The 21,111-nt window shown below is 71.0% G+C and carries 1 protein-coding gene; it reads right to left on the bottom strand.

Annotation, left to right across the window (positions count from 1 at the left end):
* Positions 1–10: 10 nt before the first annotated feature.
* On the bottom strand, positions 11–21,082 hold the full coding sequence (locus AC3EUV_RS21635; RefSeq protein ID WP_435603635.1) for an SDR family NAD(P)-dependent oxidoreductase: 21,072 nt from the start codon (positions 21,080–21,082) through the stop codon (positions 11–13).
* Between the last annotated feature and the right edge of the window lie 29 nt (positions 21,083–21,111).

Here is a 21,111-nt window from a genome sequence, read left to right as displayed (position 1 = left end):
TTCTGGAAGATCATGAGTTACCGAACTCCCGGTCAAAGACGTCCAGTAGTTCATCGGTGGAGGCGTCCCGGATATCGCTGTCCGTGTCGTCGCCGTATTCCGCCGCATCGCCATCGCGGTACTGGCTCAGCGCACGCTCCAGCCGCTTGGTGATATCCCTTCGGTCACCGCTCTCCGTCCGCAGCATCGAGAGACCGGCTTCCAGCTTTTCGATGGTGGCCAGCACCGTCGCGACGGGATCGGGCTCGTTCGCCGCCACCTCGCCGAGGATGTGATCCGCGAGCGCGGCGGAGGTCGGATAGTCGAAGATCAAGGTGGCCGGCAGCCGCAGACCGGTGGCCGTGTGCAAACGGTTGCGCAGTTCCACCGCGGTCAGCGAGTCGAAGCCCAGATCCGTGAACTGCTGATCCGCCTTCATCTTCGCGCTCTCCGCATGTCCGAGGACCGCGGCGACATGGGTGCGCACCAGATCGAGCACCATGCCGGACCGTTCGGCCGCCGGTACCGCCCCCAGCCGGTCGCCCAGCGATACCTCCGCCACGACCGGACCGGCTGCCGCCGCCCGCCGTGCGGGTGCCCGCACCACCCCGCGCAGCACCGCGGGGATGGCCCCCGACGCCGCCAGCTTCCGCGGGTCCAGGTCCATCGGGAGCACCACGGCCGGACCGGCCACGGTGGCCGCGTCGAGCAGTGCCACCCCCGCCTCGGAGGACAGCGGGACCAGCCCGCCGCTTCCGATGCGCCGCAGGTCGGCCTCGCCGAGCTTTCCGGTCATCCCGCTGCTCTGCGCCCACAGACCCCAGGGCAACGAGACCGCGGGCAGCCCCGCCGCCCTCCGGTGCGCGGCGAGCGCGTCCAGGAAGGTGTTGGCGGCGGCGTAGTTGCCCTGGCCCGGTGCGCCGAGGATCCCGGCGACCGACGAGAACAGTACGAACGCCGACAGGTCCAGGTCCTGGGTCAGCTCGTGCAGATTCCAGGCGGCGTCGACCTTGGGGCGCAGCACCCGGTCCACCCGGTCGGGGGTCAGCGAGGTGATCACCCCGTCGTCGGTGACTCCGGCGGTGTGCACCACCCCGGTCAGCGGAGCGTCCGCCGGAATCCCGGCCAGCACCGCGGCGAGCGCGTCCCGGTCGGCCACATCGCAGGCGAGGATCTCCACCCGGGCGCCGGCCGCGGTGAGTTGGGCCCGCAGTTCCCCGGCACCTTCGGCCGTCGGCCCGCTGCGGCTGGTCAGCACCAGGTTCCGTACGCCGTGCCCGGTCACCAAGTGGCGCGCGACCTCGGCGCCCAGCACGCCGGTACCGCCGGTGATCAGCACGGTGCCTCCGGTGTTCCACACCGGGGCGCTGTCCTGCCCGGACGCTTCGAGCACGGCGAGGCGCGGCACCGAGAGGACGCCCCGGCGGATCGCGGCCTGCGGTTCCCCGGCGGCGATCAGCGCGGGCAGCTTCTCCGGCGAGGTGTCCTCGTCGTCGAGGTCGGCCAGCACGATCCGGTCCGGGTGCTCCGACTGCGCGGAACGCAGCAGGCCCCAGACGGGCGTGGTCACCAGGTCGGCCGGTGCCCGGTCGGGTGAGACCGCCCCCCGGGTGAGGACGACCAGCCGGGTGCCTTCGAGGCGCTCGTCAGCCAGCCAGGACTGGACCGTGCCCAGGACACTGTGCACCGCGGCACGGGCCGCGGCCGGCACAGCCTCCGTCCCGGCACCGGACGCCGGCACCGCTACCGGCAGCACCACGAAGTCCGGTGCCGTGTCCTGGTCCGTCGCCTTCGCCGGCTCCGGGCAGGTGCTGACGTCCACACCCGCCCGCCGCAGAGGTTCGGCGATCTTCTCCGCGTCCGGGCCGACCACGGTCCAGCTACCGGACACCGGCTCGGCCGCTTCCTCTTCGAGAATGGACCAGGCGAGTTCGTACAGCGCTCCGCGCCGCGTGCTGGAGCCGAGCTGTTCGGCGGGCACCGGTCGGGTCACCAGGGAATCGATGGTGGCCACCGGCGCACCGGTCTCGTCTGCCACCAGGACCTGCACCCCGCCGTCACCCGACGGGGAGAGCCGGACGCGCAGTGCGGTCGCACCGACAGCGTGCAGCCGGACCCCGGTCCAGGCGAACGGCAGCCCCGATACGGCGTCCCCGAGCAGTCCCACGGTCTGGAGCGCGGCATCGAGCAGCGCCGGGTGCAGGGCGAACTTCGCCGCATCGGCGCCCGGCTCCTCGGGCAGGACCACTTCGGCGAACACCTCCGCACCCCGCCGCCAGGCCGCGCGCAGCCCCTGGAACACTGGCCCGTACGCGAAACCGACCGGCACCAACTCCTCGTAGAACCCATCCACCGGGATGCGCTCGGCATCGGCCGGCGGCCAGACGGTTTCGCTGAAGCGCACGGGTGTAACGGGTGTATCCGTCGCGACGGTCAGTGAACCGGTGGCATTCCGGGTCCACTCCTCGTCGGGCTCGTTCTCGTTACGGGAAAACACCGCGAGTTCACGGCGCCCGTCCCCGGCCGACTCCTCCCCCACCGTGACGCGCAGCTGCATTCCGCCGTGCGGCGGGAGGATCAGCGGGGCGTGCAGGGTGAGTTCGTCCAGGAGATCGCAGCCGACCTGGTCCCCGGCCTGGATGGCGAGTTCGACCAGGGCGGTTCCCGGCAGCAGAACGGTGTCCATGATGGTGTGGTCGGCCAGCCACGGATGCGTGGCCAGGGACAGCCGCCCGGTGAGGACCACGGCATCCGGCAGGGTGACCGCGGCACCGAGCAGCGGATGGTCCGCGGCACCCAGCCCGATCGAGGACACGTCGCGGCTCCCCGTACCGGCCTGTAGCCAGTAGTTCTGCCGCTGGAACGCGTAGGTGGGCAGCGCCACCCGGCGCGCCCCCGGGAACAGCGGGGTCCAGTCCACCGCCACGCCACGGGCCCACAGCCCGCCCAGTGCGTCAATCAGCGCTCCGGGCTCGGGACGGTCCTTGCGGAGGCTCGGCTGGAGGGTGGTGGGGGCGGTGGTTGCGGTGGTGGTTGCGACAGTCTGGGGTAGCGAGTCCTGGCCCATGGCGGACAGGACGCCGTCCGGGCCGAGTTCGAGGAAGGTGGTGATTCCTTCGGCGTGGGCGGCCTGGATGCCGTCGTGGAAACGGACGGCTTCGCGGACGTGGCGGACCCAGTACTCGGGGTTGCGGAGCTCGGCGGGGTCGGCGAGGCGGCCGGTCACATTCGAGACGACCGGCAACTGGAGGTCGGAGTAGGTGAGTTGGTCCAGGACCGCGCGGAATTCCGCCAGCATCGGGTCCATCAGCGGCGAGTGGAAGGCGTGGCTTACGCGCAGCCGCTTGACCTTGCGGCCCTCGGCCTCCAAGGCGGCGGCGATCTGCTCGACCTCGGTCTCGGCGCCAGAGATCACTACGGACTCGGGGCCGTTGACGGCGGCGATACCGACCTGTCCGCGGCCGTCCAGCAGCGGCCTGACCTCGTCCTCCGAAGCCCGCACCGACGCCATCACACCGCCGGCCGGTAGCGCCTGCATCATCCGCCCACGGGCCGCGACCAGCTTTGCCGCATCCGACAGCGACCAGACACCCGCCAGATAGGCAGCCGTCACCTCACCGATGGAGTGACCCAGCAGCACAGCCGGTGTCACGCCAAGGGACTCGACGAGCCGGTAGAGCGCGACTTCGAGGGCGAACAGCGCCGCCTGCGCGTACTGCGTCTGATCGAGCAAGTCTGCCTCGCCCCAGACCACTTCGCCCAAGGGCCGAGGCAGCAGACCGTCCAGCTCCGCGCACACTTCATCCCAGGCCCGCGCAAACACCGGGAAGGCGTCGTACAGCTCACGGCCCATCCCCAGCCGCTGCGCGCCCTGACCGGTGAACAGCACACCGACCCGGCCATCGCCGACGACCGCTGTGGGGTGTTCACCCGCGGCCAGTCGTCCGGTTGCGGCCAGCAGGGCGTCCCGGTCCATTCCGGTGACGACCGCGCGGTGCTCCAACGCCGCGCGGGTGGTGGCCAGCGAGAACCCGATGTCGGCCGGGGCCAGTTCCGGGTGTTCGGCGGTGAAGGCCACCAGTCGTTCCGCCTGCGCGTACAGGGCTTCCTGCGTCCGAGCCGAGAGCGTCCAGGACAGCGGACCAGCAGGCCCGCTCGCGCCGGACGCGGCCTCGGCGGTTTCCGACTTCGCGAGTTCCGCCGTGATGGGTTCCGTCGTGGCGCGTGCCGTCGTGGCGAGTTCCTCCAGGGGCGCCTGCTCAAGGATGACGTGGGCGTTGGTGCCGCTGATGCCGAAGGCGGAGATACCGGTCCGGCGCGGGCGGCCGGTCTCCGGCCACTTCCGTGTCTCGGTGAGCAGCTCCACCGCACCCGCGGTCCAGTCGACATGCGGGGTGGGCTCGTCCACGTGCAGGGTCTTGGGCAGCAGCCCCTGCTGGAGCGCGAAGACCATCTTGATGACTCCGGCCGCACCGGCGGCGGCCTGGGTGTGCCCGATGTTGGACTTGACCGCACCGAGCCACAACGGCTGGTCGGCGGGCCGGTTCTGCCCGTACGTGGCGAGCAGCGCCTGGGCCTCGATCGGGTCGCCGAGCGTCGTACCGGTGCCGTGCGCCTCCACCGCGTCCACGTCGGACGGTTCGAGTCCGGCGTTAGCGAGCGCCTGACGGATCACGCGCTGCTGCGAGGGGCCGTTGGGGGCGGTCAGACCGTTGGACGCACCGTCCTGGTTCACCGCCGAACCCCGCACCACCGCAAGCACCGGATGGCCATTGCGCCGGGCATCCGACAGCCGCTCGACGAGCACCATGCCGGCGCCTTCGGCCCAGCCGGTGCCGTCCGCGGCGCCGGCGAACGGCTTGCAGCGGCCGTCCGCCGCGAGACCGCGCTGCCGGGAGAACTCCACGAAGTTGCCCGGGGTGGCCATGACGCAGACACCACCGGCCAGGGCCATCGTGCACTCCCCGGAGCGCAGCGCCTGGATCGCCAAGTGCAGTGCCACCAGCGACGAGGAGCAGGCCGTGTCCACGGTCACCGCCGGCCCTTCGAGGCCGAGCGAGTAGGAGATACGGCCGGAGAGCACGCTGCCCGCGCCACCGGTGGTGAGGTAGCCCTCGATGTCCTCGGGGACGTTTCCGTCGGCGGGCGCATAGTCGTGGTAGTTGATTCCGGTGAACACCCCGGTCTGGCTGCCGCTCAGGGCCAGCGGGTCGATACCCGCGTTCTCGAAAGTCTCCCAGGCGGCCTCCAGCAGAATGCGCTGCTGCGGATCGGCCGCCAGGGCCTCCCGGGGGCTGATCCCGAAGAAGCCGGCATCGAACTCGCCCGCGTCATAAAGGAATCCGCCCTGCTGGGTGATGCTCTTCCCGGTTTCGGCGGAGTCGCTGCCGAACAGGTTGTCCAGGTCCCAGCCGCGGTTGACGGGGAAGCCGGAGATGGCGTCCCCACCGCTGGTCACGAGCTGCCAGAGGTCGTCCGGGGAAGCCACCCCTCCGGGGTAGCGGCAGGCCATGCCGACGATCACGATGGGGTCGTCGTCGACGGGCCGGGTCACCGGGACCGTGGCGACCGGTGCGGCCACCGTGCCCAGCAGTTCCTCGCGTACGTAGCGGGCGAGGGCCTCCGGGTTCGGGTAGTCGAAGATCAGCGTGGCCGGCAGGGTCAGCCCGGTGGCCGCGTTCAGCCGGTTCCGCAGTTCGACGGCGGTGAGCGAATCGAAGCCGAGTTCCTTGAAGGCCCGGGTGGTCCCCACGGCGTCGCCGCCGTCGTAGCCGAGCACGGCGGACGCCTGTCGACGGACCAGTTCCACAAGGGTCCGCTCGCGCTCCGCCTCGGTCATCGGGCGCAGTCGCTCGGCGAGGGTGTCGGCCGTTGCGCTTCCGGTGGTCACGGCACGCCGCCGGACCCGCACCAGGCTGCGCAGCAGCGACGGAACCTCTCCGGTGGCGGCGATGGCGTTCAGGTCGAGGTGGGCGGACAGCGCAACCGGCCGGCCCGTGCCCAGGGCAGCGTCGAACAGCGCGGCTCCTTCAGCCTGACCGAGCGGGATCATCCCGCCCCGGGCCATCCGCCGCAGGTCGGTTTCGCTGAGCTGCCCGGTCATCCCACTGGCGTCGGCCCACAGGCCCCAGGCCAGGGAGGTACCCGGCAGGCCACGGAGACGACGGTGCTCGGCGAGAGCGTCCAGGAACGTATTCGCTGCCGCGTAACTGCCTTGTCCGGCGCTGCCGAGCACTCCGGCGGCCGAGGAGAACAGTACGAATGCAGAGAGGTTCAGGTCCTGGGTCAGTTCGTGGAGGTTCCAGGCCGCGTCCACCTTGGGCCGAAGCACGGTGTCGAGGCGTTCTGGGGTCAGCGAACCGATGATGCCGTCGTCCAGGACACCGGCGGTGTGCACTACGCCCGTCAGCGGGGCGTCAGCAGGAATACCTGCCAGCACCGCCGCCAGCGCGTCCCGGTCAGCGGCGTCACACGCCACGACCTCAACCCGAGCGCCCAGCTCAGTCAGTTCGGACTGCAACTCCCGGGCGCCGCCCGCCTCCAGGCCACGACGGCTGGTCAACACCAATCTGCGGACACCGTGTTCGGACACGAGATGCCGGGCGAACAGTGCACCCAATGTGCCCGTGCCACCCGTGATCAGTACCGTGCCCTCGGAGTTCCATACCTGTGCGTCGTCCGACGGCGCACTCCGCACCAGCCGCGGCACGGAAACCACACCGTCCCGGATCGCCACCTGCGGCTCACCTGAAGCAACCGCCGCGGCGATGGCGTCCACCGAGGACTGCTGCTCATCAAGGTCAAGCAGCACAAACTGATCCGGGTTCTCACTCTGCGCGGAACGCAACAGACCCCACACCGCGCCACCCACGGCATCCAGCGGTTCTCCGGCCACGGAGACGGCACCCCGGGTCGCCACCACCAGCTTCGAACGCGTGCAACGCTCATCAGCCAGCCAGGACTGCACACTCTCCAGCACCCGGCCCACCGTGGCCCGGACCGCCGCCGGCACCTCCAACGCACCATCTGCGCCAGGCACCGCCAGCACGACATGCTCCGGCACCTCCACCGGCTCAGCCCGAAGCGGCAACTCCGACCACTCCACCCCGAACAGCGAATCCCGTTGCCCCGGGCCGACGACAGACACTTCCGCTTCGGAAATCGCCGTCCAGGCAATGGATTCGGCCGCGGCGACCACTTCGCCGTCGTGATCGGCGACTACGAGGGCGTAACCGTCCCCCGCGCTTGAGAGCTTGACCCGCAGCGCGGTCGCGCCTTCGGCGAACAGCGTCACACCGGTCCAATGAGTGGCGAGTTGCGTCCCGTCCGCGGATTCCTGGCGCGTCACCGGGTGCAGCGCGGCGTCGAGCAGCGCAGGGTGCAGACCAAATCGGCCCGCCTCGCCCGCGATCTCCTCCGTCAGGGCGACCTCGGCGAACAGGTCCGTACCGCGGCGCCAGGCCGCTCGGACGTTCTCGAAGACCGGGCCATGGGTGATCCCGGCGGCGGCGAGTTCGTCGTAGAGCCCGTCCACCGTCAAGGTGTCGGCGCCGGCCGGTGGCCAGACCGTCTCGCCGAATCCGACGGGTGCGGCACCCGCGGCCAGTACACCGGTGGCGTGCCGGGTCCAGGGCAGATCTGCTTCGGCGTCCTCATTGCGGGAGAACACGGCCAGCTCCCGGCACCCGTCCGCATCGGACTCGCCGACGGTGACCCGGAGTTGGAGCCCGGCACCGTCCGGAAGGAGAGCCGGGGCCAGCACGGTGAGTTCTTCCAGCAGATCGCAGCCAACGTGGTCACCAGCCCGGATGGCCAGCTCCACGAGGGCAGAGCTCGGCAGCACCACGGCACCGAGTACCGAGTGGTCGGCCAGCCAGGGGTGCGTGGCCAGGGACAGCCGCGCGGTGAACAGGTAGCCGTCGGACTCGGGCAGTGCCACGGCCGCGCCCAGCAGGGGATGCTGCGAGTCCGCCTGGCCGAGGCCGGTGGCGTCACCGGCCGCGACCACAGCGGCGGGCCAGTAGCGCTTGTGCTGGAAGGCGTAGGTGGGCAGGTCGACCCGCCGGCCGGCCGGGAGCAGGGTGCTCCAGTCCACCGGGACGCCATGCGCCCAGAGCTGACCGAGCGATTGCGCGAACCGGGACCAGCCACCCTCTTCACGACGCAGGGTCCCGGTCACCACGACGGGGTTGCCCGCCCTTTGCGCGGTGTCCTCGATCCCCGGGGTCAGTACAGGGTGCGCACTGCACTCCACGAAGACGCCGTGTCCGTCGGCCAGCAGCGCCTGGACGGCCTCCTCGAACCGCACCGTGTTGCGCAGGTTCTCGAACCAGTACGCAGCATCCAGCTCCTCGCCCGACACGGACGAAGCGTTCACCGCCGAGTAGAACGGAATACGGCCTTCCGCAGGCGCAACCTCGGCCAGAACCGTCGCGAGTTCCTCACGCAGCTCCTCGACCTGCGCGCCGTGCGAGGCGTAATCCACCGGGATCCGCCGCGCCCGCACCTCCTCCTCAGCACACTCCGCCAGCAGTTCCTGCAACGCATCCGGCTCACCGGAAACCACGGTCGAGGTCGGCCCGTTGATGGCGGCGACGGATACCCGCTCGCCCCACTTGGCGATGCGCTCCTGAACGGCCTCGCGGGAGCCGGCGACCGAGACCATGCCACCCCGCCCGGCCAACACCCGACCGATGGCCTGACTGCGCAACGCCGCCACCCGGGCACCATCACGCAGCGACAAGATCCCGGCGACGCAGGCCGCAGCGATCTCACCCTGAGAGTGGCCGACCACGGCAGCGGGCACCACGCCACAGTCCTCCCAGACCGCAGCCAACGACACCATCACCGCCCACAGCACCGGCTGCACCACATCAACCCGCGCCAACGCGTCCTCGTCCGACAGCACCGCCATCAGATCCCAGGACACGAACTCCGACAGCGCCGCACCACACTCAGCCATCCGCCCCGCGAACACCGGCGACGTAGCGAGCAGTTCATCCGCCATCCCCAGCCACTGCGAGCCCTGACCAGGGAACACCAGCACCGCACCAGAGGCTGCCGTAGCCGCCACGCTGCCCTGCACCACACCCGGACCGTCCAGGCCACCGGCAAGGCCGCGCAAGCCGCCGAGCAGCTGATCCCGCTCAGCGCCAACCACCACGGCCCGGTGCTCCAACTTCGCCCGGGTGCTCAGCAGGGAGAACCCGACATCAGCCAGGCCCACCTCCGGCCGCTCCTCCACGAAGGACGCCAACCGGCCCGCCTGAGCCGACAACGCCTGTTCCGAACGCGCCGACAGCACCCACGGCACCGGCCCCGGCTCCGGCCCGGCCACCGCCGGAGCAACCGACTCCACCCGCTCCTCTTCAGGAGCCTGCTCCAGCACCACATGCGCATTGGTCCCGCTGATGCCGAACGACGACACACCCGCCCGACGCGGACGACCGGTGTCCGGCCATTCGCGCGCCTCGGCGAGCAGTTCGACCGCGCCGGCGGCCCAGTCCACGTGCGGGGAGGGCTCGTCCACGTGCAGTGACTTGGGCAGGATGCCCCGCCGCATGGCGAGGATCATCTTCATCACGCCGGCGACTCCGGCCGCGGCCTGGGTGTGCCCGATGTTCGACTTGATGGATCCCAGCCACAGCGGCTGGTCTTCCGGGCGCTCCTGACCGTACGTGGCCAGCAGCGCCTGCGCCTCGATCGGGTCACCCAGCCGTGTGCCCGTGCCGTGCGCCTCCACCGCGTCCACCTCGGACGGGGACAGCCGTGCGCCGGCCAGGGCCTGCCGGATCACCCGCTGCTGCGAGGGGCCGTTCGGGGCGGTCAGACCGTTGGACGCACCGTCCTGGTTCACCGCCGAACCACGCACCACCGCCAGCACCCGGTGACCGTTGCGCCGGGCGTCCGAGAGGCGCTCCACGAGCAGCATGCCGACGCCCTCGCCCCAGCCCGTACCGTCCGCGGCCGCGGCGAACGGCTTGCAGCGGCCGTCCGCGGACAGGCCGCGCTGCCGGGAGAAGTCGATGAACGTATCGGGGGTGGCCATCACGGTCACTCCGCCGGCCAGGGCCAGCGAGCATTCACCGGACCGCAGTGCCTGCACCGCGAAGTGCAGGGCCACCAGAGAGGACGAGCACGCGGTGTCCACGGTGACCGCGGGGCCTTCGAACCCGAAGGAGTAGGCCAGCCGGCCGGAGGTCACACTGCCGGAGTTGCCGGTGCCCATGAAGCCCTCGACGCCCTCGCCCACGGACTGCAACTGGTGGACGTAGTCGTGGTACATGAGCCCGGCGTATACGCCGGTCGGGGTGCCGCGCAGGGTCGTGGGGTCGATTCCGGCGCTCTCCAGCGCTTCCCAGGACGTTTCCAGCAGGAGCCGCTGCTGCGGGTCCATGGCCAGCGCCTCGTTCGGGCTGATCCCGAAGAACGTGGGGTCGAAGTCCGCGGCGCCGTCCAGGAAACCTCCCTCGCGTGTGTACGAGGTGCCCTGGTGGTCGGGGTCCGGGTGGTACAGGGCGTCGAGGTTCCAGCCGCGGTCGCCGGGGAAGGCGGAGATGCCGTCTCGCCCGGATTCCAGCATGGCCCAGAGATCCTCGGGGCTGTGGACGTTGCCGGGGAGGTGGCAGGCCATACCGATGATGGCGATGGGTTCGTCCACCGTCGTGCCGGTGGCGACGCTGGTGACAGCCGGCTGGTCCCGGTCCCCGACCAGCTCGTCGCGCAGGTGGTCCAACAGCGCGGCCGGGGTCGGGTAGTCGAACACCAAGGTGGCGGGCAGCCGGAGGCCGGTCGCCGAGTTGAGCCGGTTGCGCAGCTCGACCGCGGTCAGCGAGTCGAATCCGAGGTCCTTGAAGACCTGGTCGATCCGGACCGCACCCGAATTCTCGTAGCCCAGTACGGCCGCCACCTGGGTGGTCACCAGGTCGAGCAGCAGCTCATCGCGTTCCTCGACGGGGAGGCCGAGCAGACGGTCGCCCAGCGATCCGGCGGAGGTGGCCTCGGCCGCGGTGCGACGTACGGGAGCCCGCACCACTCCGCGCAGGATCGCCGGTACCGCCCCGGAGGCCGCGAGGGCCCGCGCGTCCAGCCGGATCGGTGCGATCACGGCCTCGTCGGCGCCGACGGCCGCGTCGAACATCGCGGTGCCCTCGGCCGCGGAGATCGCCAGGAACCCGTCCCCGGCCATCCGCCGCCGATGGGTGTCCTCGACCTGGCCGGTCATCCCACTGGTGTCCGCCGCCCACGGCCCCCAGGCCAGGGAGGTACCCGGCAGGTCACCGAGGCGACGGTGCTGAGCGAGCGCGTCGAGGAAGGAGTTGGCCGCGGCGTAGTTGCCCTGTCCGGCGCTGCCGAGCACACCGGCAGCGGAGGAGAAGAGCACGAATGCCGAGAGGTCCAGGTCCTGGGTCAGCTCGTGCAGGTTCCAGGCGGCATCCACCTTCGGCCGAAGCACGGTGTCGAGGCGTTCCGGGGTCAGCGAGCCGATGATGCCGTCGTCCAGGACACCGGCCGTATGCACCACGCCCGTCAGAGGCGCGTCCGCCGGGATGTCCGCCAGCAGCGCCCCGAGGGCCTCCCGGTCAGCCGCGTCACACGCCACGACGTCGACCCGGGCACCCAGCTCGGTCAGTTCGGACTGCAACTCCCGGGCGCCGCCGGCCTCCAGGCCACGGCGGCTCGTCAACACCAGGCTGCGGACACCGTGTTCGGACACCAGATGACGGGCGAACAGTGCACCCAGGTTCCCGGTGCCACCGGTGATCAGCACCGTGCCCTCGGGGTTCCACACCGGCGCACCGTCCACCCCGGACGGCGCGGTCCGCGCCAGTCGCGGCACGGAGACCACACCGTTCCGGACCGCCAGCTGCGGCTCGCCGGACGCCACGGCCGCACGGACCGCCTGGAGCGAACTCGCCGCACCGTCCACGTCGACCAGCACGAGCCGGCCCGGATTCTCCGACTGAGCGGACCGCACCAGCCCCCACACCGCGGCCGCCGCCACCTCGACCGGCTCGCTCGCCATCGAGACGGCGCCCCGGGTCACGACCACCAGCGTCGAACCGTCGCACCGCTCATCCGCCAGCCAGGTCTGTACCCGCTGCAACACCTCAGCCGTAGCCCCGCGCACCGAGCCCGGAACATCCGCGCTCGCGCCCGTCTCCACGTCCGGGGACCACGCCACATGCCCCGGCACCGACTCCGCCGACGGATCCAGGACTCCCACACCCAGACCGGCCGCCGGCACCACATCCTCGTCGGCCACCGCCCACGAGCCGTCCACATCCCCGGCGGGCAGCGCGACCGGCGCCCACTCCACCGCGAACAACGCCTCCCGCTGTCCGCCGCCCGCACTCGCCAACTGCCCGGCGGCAGGCACCGGCCGGGTGGTCAGGGCGTCGATGGTGGCCACCGGGGCGCCCGCGTCATCGACGGCCAGGATCCGCATTCCGCCGTCGCCCGTCGGCGTCAGCCGGGCACGCAAGGAGGCCGCGCCGACGGCGTGCAGACGCACTCCGGCCCAGGCGAAGGGCAGACCGGGGCCGTCCGTACCGAGGTCGTCGCTGAGACCGAAGGTCTGGAGTACGGCGTCGAGCAGCGCAGGGTGCAGCCCGAACTCAGCTGCCTCCTCGGCCGCGCCCTCGGGCAGCGCGACCTCGACGAACAGCTCCGCGCCACGTCGCCACGCAGCCCGAACCCCCTGGAATACTGGGCCGTAGCCGAATCCGGCGTCGACGAGTTCCGCGTAGAAGCCGTCCACGGAGACGGCCTCGGCCCCGGCCGGCGGCCAGGCTGCTTCACCGAGGTCAGGGACCGGGGTGGCACCCGCCGTGGTCAGCACGCCCAGCGCATGCTGGGTCCACGGCTCCGCGCCGTCCTCACCACGGGAGAACATGGACAGCTCGCGTCGGCCGTGGGCGTCCGGACCGTCCACGGTGATCTGGATCTGTATGCCGCCGGCCGACGGAATGATCATGGGCGCCTGAAGGGTCAGTTCCTCCAGCAGATCGCAGCCGGCCTGGTCCCCGGCGCGGATGGCCAGCTCGACCAGCGCGGTGCCGGGCACCAGCACGGTGTCCATAACGGCGTGGTCGGCGAGCCAGGGGTGGGTGGCCAGCGACAGCCGGCCGGTGAAAAGGAACCCGTCGGACCCGGGCAGCGGCACCGCGGCGCTGAGCAGCGGGTGATCCGCGGCACCCAGACCGGCCGAGGTCATATCACCGGCGCCCGCGCCGGTACGGTCCAGCCAGTACCGCTGCCGCTGGAACGCGTAGGTGGGCAGCGGCACTTGGCGGGCGCCGGGGAAGAACGTCGCCCAGTCCACCACGACACCCCGCGCGTACACGGCACCCAGAGCCTGAAGAACCGCTTCCGGCTCGGACCGGTTCTTACGCAGACTCGGCTGAAGGGTGGCGGCCTCCGGCAGACAGTCCTGTCCCATGGCGGACAGGACGCCGCCGGGGCCGAGTTCGAGGAAGGTGGTGATGCCTGAGGCGTGGGCGGCCTGGATACCGTCGTGGAAGCGGACGGCTTCGCGGACGTGGCGGACCCAGTACTCGGGAGTGCGGAGTTCGGCGGGGTCGGCGAGGGAGCCGGTCACGTTCGAGACGACCGGCAACTGGAGGTCGGAGTAGGTGAGTTGGTCCAGGACCGTGCGGAACTCGGCCAGCATCGGCTCCATCAGGGGCGAGTGGAAGGCGTGGCTTACGCGCAGCCGCTTGACCTTACGGCCCTCGGCCTCCAGGGCGGCAGCGATCTGCTCGACCTCGGTCTCGGCACCGGAGATCACTACGGACTCGGGGCCATTGACGGCGGCGATACCGACCAGGTCCCGGCCTTCCAGCAGCGGCGCGACCTCGTCCTCCGAAGCCCGCACCGACGCCATCACACCGCCGGCCGGGAGCGCCTGCATCAGCCGCCCACGGGCCGCGACCAGCTTCGCCGCGTCCGCCAGCGACCAGACACCCGCCAGGTAGGCGGCAGTGACCTCACCGATGGAGTGGCCCAGCAGCACAGCCGGTGTCACGCCATGGGACTCGACGAGCCGGTAGAGCGCGACTTCGAGGGCGAACAGCGCTGCCTGCGCGTACTGCGTCTGATCGAGCAAGTCCGCCTCGCCCCAGACCACTTCACCCAAGGGCCGCGGCAGCAGACCATCCAGCTCCGCACACACCTCGTCCCAGACCCGCGCAAACACCGGATAGGCGTCGTACAGCTCACGGCCCATCCCCAGCCGCTGCGCCCCCTGACCGGTGAACAGCACGCCAAGACGGCCGTCACCCGCAACAGGCCCACTCACCGAGGGCAGGCTCTCCAGAGCCGCGAGCAGCGACTCCCGGTCCGAACCCGTGACCACGGCGCGGTATTCCAGCCCCGCACGGCTCGTCGCCAGAGAAAGCCCGACGTCAGCAAGCCCCAACTCCGGCTGCCGCGCCACAAACGCCCCAAGGCGCTCCGCCTGCCCCGCCAACGCCTGCTCCGAGCGCGCCGACAACACCCACGGCACCGGCCCCGGCCCCGCCAGCACCGGAGCAACCGACTCCACCCGCTCCTCTTCAGGAGCCTGCTCCAGCACCACATGCGCATTCGTCCCACTGATGCCGAACGACGACACACCTGCCCGACGCGGGCGGCCGGTGTCCGGCCACTCCTGCGCTTCGGCGAGCAGCTCCACCGCACCCGCGGTCCAGTCGACATGCGGGGTGGGCTCGTCCAGGTGCAGGGTCTTGGGCAGGATGCCCTGCCGCATGGCGAGGACCATCTTCATGACACCGGCGACACCGGCCGCGGCCTGGGTGTGCCCGAGGTTGGACTTGATCGCGCCGAGCCACAAGGGCTGGTCGGCGGGCCGGTCCTGGCCGTACGTGGCCAGCAGCGCCTGCGCCTCGATCGGGTCACCCAGCCGTGTGCCGGTGCCGTGCGCCTCCACCGCGTCCACCTCGGACGGGGACAGTCCCGCGCCGGCCAGGGCCTGCCGGATCACCCGCTGCTGCGAGGGGCCATTCGGGGCGGTCAGACCGTTGGACGCACCGTCCTGGTTCACCGCCGAACCGCGCACCACCGCCAGGACCGTATGGCCATTCCGCTGGGCATCGGAGAGCCGCTCCACGAGCAGCATGCCGACGCCCTCGCCCCAGCCCGTACCGTCCGCCGCTGCGGCGAACGGCTTGCAGCGGCCGTCCGCCGCGAGACCGCGCTGCCGGGAGAAGTCGACGAAGGTGTCGGGAGTGGACATCACCGAAACACCGCCGGCCAGCGCCATCGAGCATTCACCGGACCGCAGTGCCTGCATCGCCCAGTGCAGCGCCACCAGCGAGGCGGAGCACGCCGTGTCCACGGTGACCGCGGGGCCTTCGAAGCCGAGTGAGTAGGAGACCCGGCCGGACACCACGCTGGCCGAGGTTCCGGTGATCAGGTAGCCGTCCGCGTTGTCCGCCCCCTGGGCGAGGACCGAGCCGTAGTCCTGGCCGTTGGTGCCGACGAAGACACCGGCGTCACTGCCCCGCAGGGTGGTCGGGTCGATGCCCGCGTTCTCCAGGGTCTCCCAGGAGGTTTCCAGCAGGATCCGCTGCTGCGGATCCATCGCGGTCGCCTCCCGCGGCGAGACGCCGAAGAAGCCGGCATCGAAGTCACCGGCGTTGCCGAGGAAACCGCCCGCGCGCACATACGAGGTGCCCTTGTGCTCCGGGTCCGGGTGATACAGCCGCTCCACGTCCCAGCCACGATCGGCCGGGAAGTCACCGATCGCATCTCCGCCACGCGCCAGCAGTTCCCACAGCGCGTCGGGGCTGTCGATCCCGCCGGGGAACCGGCAGGCCATGCCGACGATGGCAATGGGCTCGTCGTCCACGGCAGCCGTGGCACGTACCGCGGGGGTGGCGATCTGGCCGCCGAGCAGCTCCTCCCGCAGATGGCGCACCATCGCGGACGGCGTGGGGTAGTCGAAAATCAGCGTGGCCGGCAGCCGCAGACCGGTGGCGTTGTCCATCCGGTTACGGAGTTCCACGGCGGTCAGCGAATCGAAGCCGAGGTCCTTGAACGCCCGGGACGCGTCGAGCCCGCTGCTGTCGGAGTAGCCCAGCACCAGGGCGACCTGGGCGGTGACAAGGTCCAGCAGCGCACGGTCCTGATCGGCCTTCGTCAGCCCGGCGAGCCGGTCCCGCAATGTGCTGCCGGCACCGCCACCGGCCGCGGCAGTGCGCCGCCGGACCGGTACGAGGCCGTGCAGGATCGCCGGTACCGAGGGCGCGGCGGCGAGAGCGCGCATGTCGAGACGGATCGGTACGGAGAGCGCCGATTCCACGCCGATCGCCGCGTCGAACAGGTCCACGCCTTCGGCGGCGGAGACCGGCAGCACACCGTCGGCGGCCATCCGCCGCAGGTCGGTTTCGCTGAGCTGCCCGGTCATCCCACTGGCATCGGCCCACAGACCCCAGGCCAGGGAGATACCCGGCAGGCCACTGACGCGACGATGCTGAGCGAGGGCGTCGAGGAAGGAGTTGGCCGCGGCGTAGTTGCCCTGTCCGGCACTGCCCAGCACACCGGCGGCCGAGGAGAACAGTACGAATGCCGAGAGGTCCAGGTCCTGGGTCAGCTCGTGGAGGTTCCAGGCGGCATCCACCTTGGGCCGAAGCACGGTGTCGAGACGCTCTGGGGTCAGCGAGCCGATGATGCCGTCGTCCAGAACACCGGCGGTGTGCACCACACCTGTCAGCGGGGCGTCAGCAGGGATACCTGCCAGCACGGCGGCCAGCGCGTCCCGGTCAGCCGCGTCACACGCCACCACCTCAACCCGGGCACCCAGCTCAGTCAGTTCGGACTGCAACTCCCGGGCGCCGCCAGCCTCCAGGCCACGACGACTGGTCAACACCAAGCTTCGGACGCCGTGTTCAGACACCAGATGCCGGGCAAGCAGTGCACCCAACGTGCCCGTGCCACCCGTGATCAGCACCGTGCCCTCGGAGCCCCACACCGGCGCGCTGTCCGACGGCGCACTCCGCACCAGCCGCGGCACGGACACCACACCGCCGCGAACCGCCACCTGCGGCTCACCGGAAGCAACCGCCGCAGCGACGGCCTCCACCGAGGACTGCTCGTCATCAAGGTCAAGCAGCACAAACTGGCCGGGGTTCTCGGCCTGGGCGGTGCGCAGCAGACCCCACACCGCCGCACCCACCGCATCCAGCGGCTCCCCCGCCACCGAGACAGCACCACGGGTCGCCACCACCAGCTTCGAACGCGTGCAACGCTCATCAGCCAGCCACGACTGCACGCTTTCCAGCACCCGGCCCGCTGTGGCCCGGACGGCCACCGGCACCTCCAACGCACCACCATCCGTGCGAGGAACCGCCAGCACGACATGCTCCGGCACGTCCACCAGCTCACTCAGCACGTCCGCACCCGACGCACCCAAGGCCACAGCCGGCCCGGCATCCTCACCAAGGACGGCCCACGAACCCGCCGCCACCGGCTCAGACCGAAGCGGCAACTCCGACCACTCCACCCCGAACAGCGAGTCCCGGTGCCGCACCCCGGCGTTGGCGAACTGCTCGGCGGAGACCGCGTCCCACGCCACCATGTCCGCCGAGGCCACCAGGCCGCCGGCCTCGTCCGTCGCAGTCAGTGCATAGCCGTCACCGGCCTTGGTCAGCTGTACCCGCAAGGACACCGCGCCCACCGCGTGCAGCCGCACCCCGGACCAGGAGACCGGCAGCCGCAGCCCGTCGATCACCGGCTGTAGGGCCGCGTCCAGCAACGCCGGATGCAGGCCGAACTCGCCCGCCCGGTCGGCGATTTCCTCGGGCAGCGCGACCTCGGCGAAGACCTCATCGCCACGACGCCACATCGCTCGCACGCCGCCGAACACCGGCCCGTGCGCAAAGCCGGCCGCGGCCAGCTCCCCGTACAGCCCTTCCACGGAGACGGCTTCCGCGCCGGCCGGCGGCCATACCGGAGCGTCGACGCTCCCGAGGGGTGTCCCCGCGGCCAGCACACCGTCGGCATGCCGGGTCCAGGGCTCGTCCACCGCTACCTCATCGCGGGCGAACACCGCGATCTCACGGCGACCGTCCACCGCGGACTGGCCGAGCGCGACCCGCAGCTGCACTCCGCCACCTTCGGGCAGGATCAGCGGCGCCCGCACGGTGAGTTCTTCCAGCAGGTCGCAGCCGACCTGGTCACCGGCCCGAATGGCCAGCTCCACCAGCGCCGAACCCGGCAGCACGGCGGCGCCGAGTACGGAGTGGTCGGCGAGCCAGGGGTGGGTGGCCAGGGACAGCCGGCCGGTGAAGAGGAACCCGTCCGAATCCGGCAGGGCGACGGCAGCGCTGAGCAGCGGGTGGTCCGCAGCGCCCAGACCGGCCGAGGTCACATCGCCGGTACCCACACCGGTGCGGTCCAGCCAGTACCGCTGCCGCTGGAACGCATAGGTGGGCAGCGCCACTTGGCGGGCGCCGGGGAAGAATGTCGTCCAGTCGACCACAACGCCCCGCGCGTACGCGGCGCCAAGGGCTTGGAGGATGGCTTCCGCCTCAGACCGGTCTTTACGCAGAGCGGGGAGGAAGGCCGCGGGAGTGCCCTCGGCCTCACGGAGGCAGTCCTGTCCCATGGCCGACAGGACGCCGTCCGGGCCGAGTTCGAGGAAGGTGGTGACGCCCTCGGCGTGCGCGGCCTGGATGCCGTCGTGGAAACGGACGGCTTCCCGGACATGCCGCACCCAGTACTCGGGGTCGCGGAGCTCGACGGAGTCGGCCACCGATCCGGTCACATTCGACACGACCGGCAACTGGGCGTCTTCGTACGTGAGTTGCTCCAGAACCGCGCGGAATTCCGCCAGCATCGGCTCCATCAACGGCGAGTGGAAGGCATGGCTCACCCGCAGCCGCTTGACCTTACGACCCTCCGCCTCCAAGGCGGCAGCAATCTGCTCCACCTCGGCCTCAGCACCCGAGAGCACCACAGCCTCAGGACCATTGACGGCAGCGATCCCGACCAGGTCCCGGCCCTCCAGCAGCGGCGCGACCTCGTCCTCCGAGGCCCGCACCGACACCATCACACCACCGGTCGCCAGGGCCTGCATCAGCCGCCCACGGGCCGCCACCAGCTTCGCCGCATCCGCCAGCGACCACACACCCGCCAGATAAGCAGCCGTCACCTCACCGATGGAGTGACCCAGCAACACAGCCGGAGCCACCCCACGCGACTCCACCAACCGATACAGCGCCACCTCCAGCGCAAACAGCGCCGCCTGCGCATACTGCGTCTGATCGAGGAGGTCGCCCTCACCCCGGACCACCTCCGTCAGCGGCCGCGGCAGCAGGCCATCCAGCTCCGCACACACCTCATCCCAGGCCCGCGCAAACACCGGATACGTCTCATACAGCTCACGGCCCATCCCCAGCCGCTGCGCCCCCTGACCGGTGAACAGCACACCAAGACGGCCCTCACCCGGCACAGGCCCGCTCACCGAAGGCAGGCTCCCCAGCGCCGCGACCAGCGACTCGCGATCCGAACCCGTAACCACGGCACGGTATTCCAGCCCCGCACGGCTCATCGCCAGAGAGAACCCGACGTCAGCAACCCCCAACTCCGGCTGCCGCGCCACAAACGCCCCAAGGCGCTCCGCCTGCCCCGCCAACGCCTGCTCCGAGCGCGCCGAAAGTACCCACGGCACCGGCCCCGGCCCCAGCCCCGCCACCGCCGGAGCGACCGACCCCACCCGCTCCTCTTCAGGAGCCTGCTCCAGCACCACATGCGCATTCGTCCCGCTGATGCCGAACGACGACACACCTGCCCGGCGCGGTTGGTCGCTCTCCGGCCACTCCTGGGCCTCGGTCAGCAGCTCCACCGCGTTCGCGGACCAGTCCACATGCGACGACGGCTCATCGACGTGCAGCGTCTTGGGCAGCACACCGTTCCGCAGCGCCATGACCATCTTGATGACACCGGCCGCGCCGGCCGCGGCCTGGCTGTGTCCGATGTTCGACTTGACCGTTCCCAGCCACAGGGGCCGGTCCTCGGGGCGGTCTTGGCCATACGTGGCCAGCAGCGCCTGGGCCTCGATCGGGTCGCCGAGCGTCGTACCGGTGCCGTGTGCCTCCACCGCGTCGACCTGGGCGGCGGTCACGCCCGCGTTGGCGAGTGCCTGGTCGATGACGCGCTGCTGCGAGGGGCCGTTCGGCGCAGTCAGACCGTTGGAGGCACCGTCCTGGTTCACCGCCGAGCCCCGCACCACCGCGAGGATCGGGTGACCGTTGCGCTCGGCGTCCGACAGCCGCTCCACCAGCAGGATTCCGGCGCCTTCGGAGAGCACGGTGCCGTCTGCGCCGGTGCCGAAGGCCCGGACCTCACCGCTGCGTGCCAGGTTCTGCTGGCGGCTGAAGTCGACGAAGGTGACCGGGGTGGACATCACGGTGACGCCGCCGGCCAGCGCCATCGAGCATTCGCCGGAGCGCAGCGCCTGGATCGCGAGGTGCAGGGAGACGAGCGAGGAGGAACAGGCGGTGTCCACGGATACGGCCGGGCCTTCGAGGCCGAGCAGATAGGCCACCCGTCCGGAGAAAATGCTGCCGTCGGAACCGCTGCCCAAAAAGGCGGCCACTTCCTCCGATATGCCGGAGACTCCGGTGCCGTAGTCGTGGTACATGACGCCGGCGAATACACCGGTTTTGCTCCCCTTCAGCGAGAGGGGGTCGATCCCGGCGCGTTCGACGGCTTCCCAGGAGACCTCCAGCATCAGCCGCTGCTGTGGGTCCATGGCCAGCGCTTCGCGCGGAGAGATACCGAAGAATGCCGGGTCGAACTCCGCGGCCTCGTGCAGGAATCCGCCCTGCCGGACGTAGGAAGTACCGCGGTGTGCGGGGTCCGGGTTGTACAGCGAGTCGATGTCCCAGCCACGGTCGGCGGGGAATTCGGTGATGCCGTGCTCGCCCTGGGACACCAGGTCCCAGAGGTCCTCCGGTGACGACACCCCGCCCGGGTACCGGCAGGCCATTCCGACGATCGCGATCGGCTCGGATTCGAGCTCCCAGACGCGACGGCGGCTCTCTCGCAGGTCGATCGCCGCCTGCTTCAGATACTCGACAAGCTTCTCGTTGTTCGTCACCTGCACCGGCCCCCTCAGGCTGGAAAGAA

Source organism: Streptomyces sp. bgisy130 (assembly GCF_057708345.1).
The sequence above is the reverse complement of the archived record's forward strand: the minus strand, read 5'-3'. Positions and strand labels throughout refer to the sequence as shown.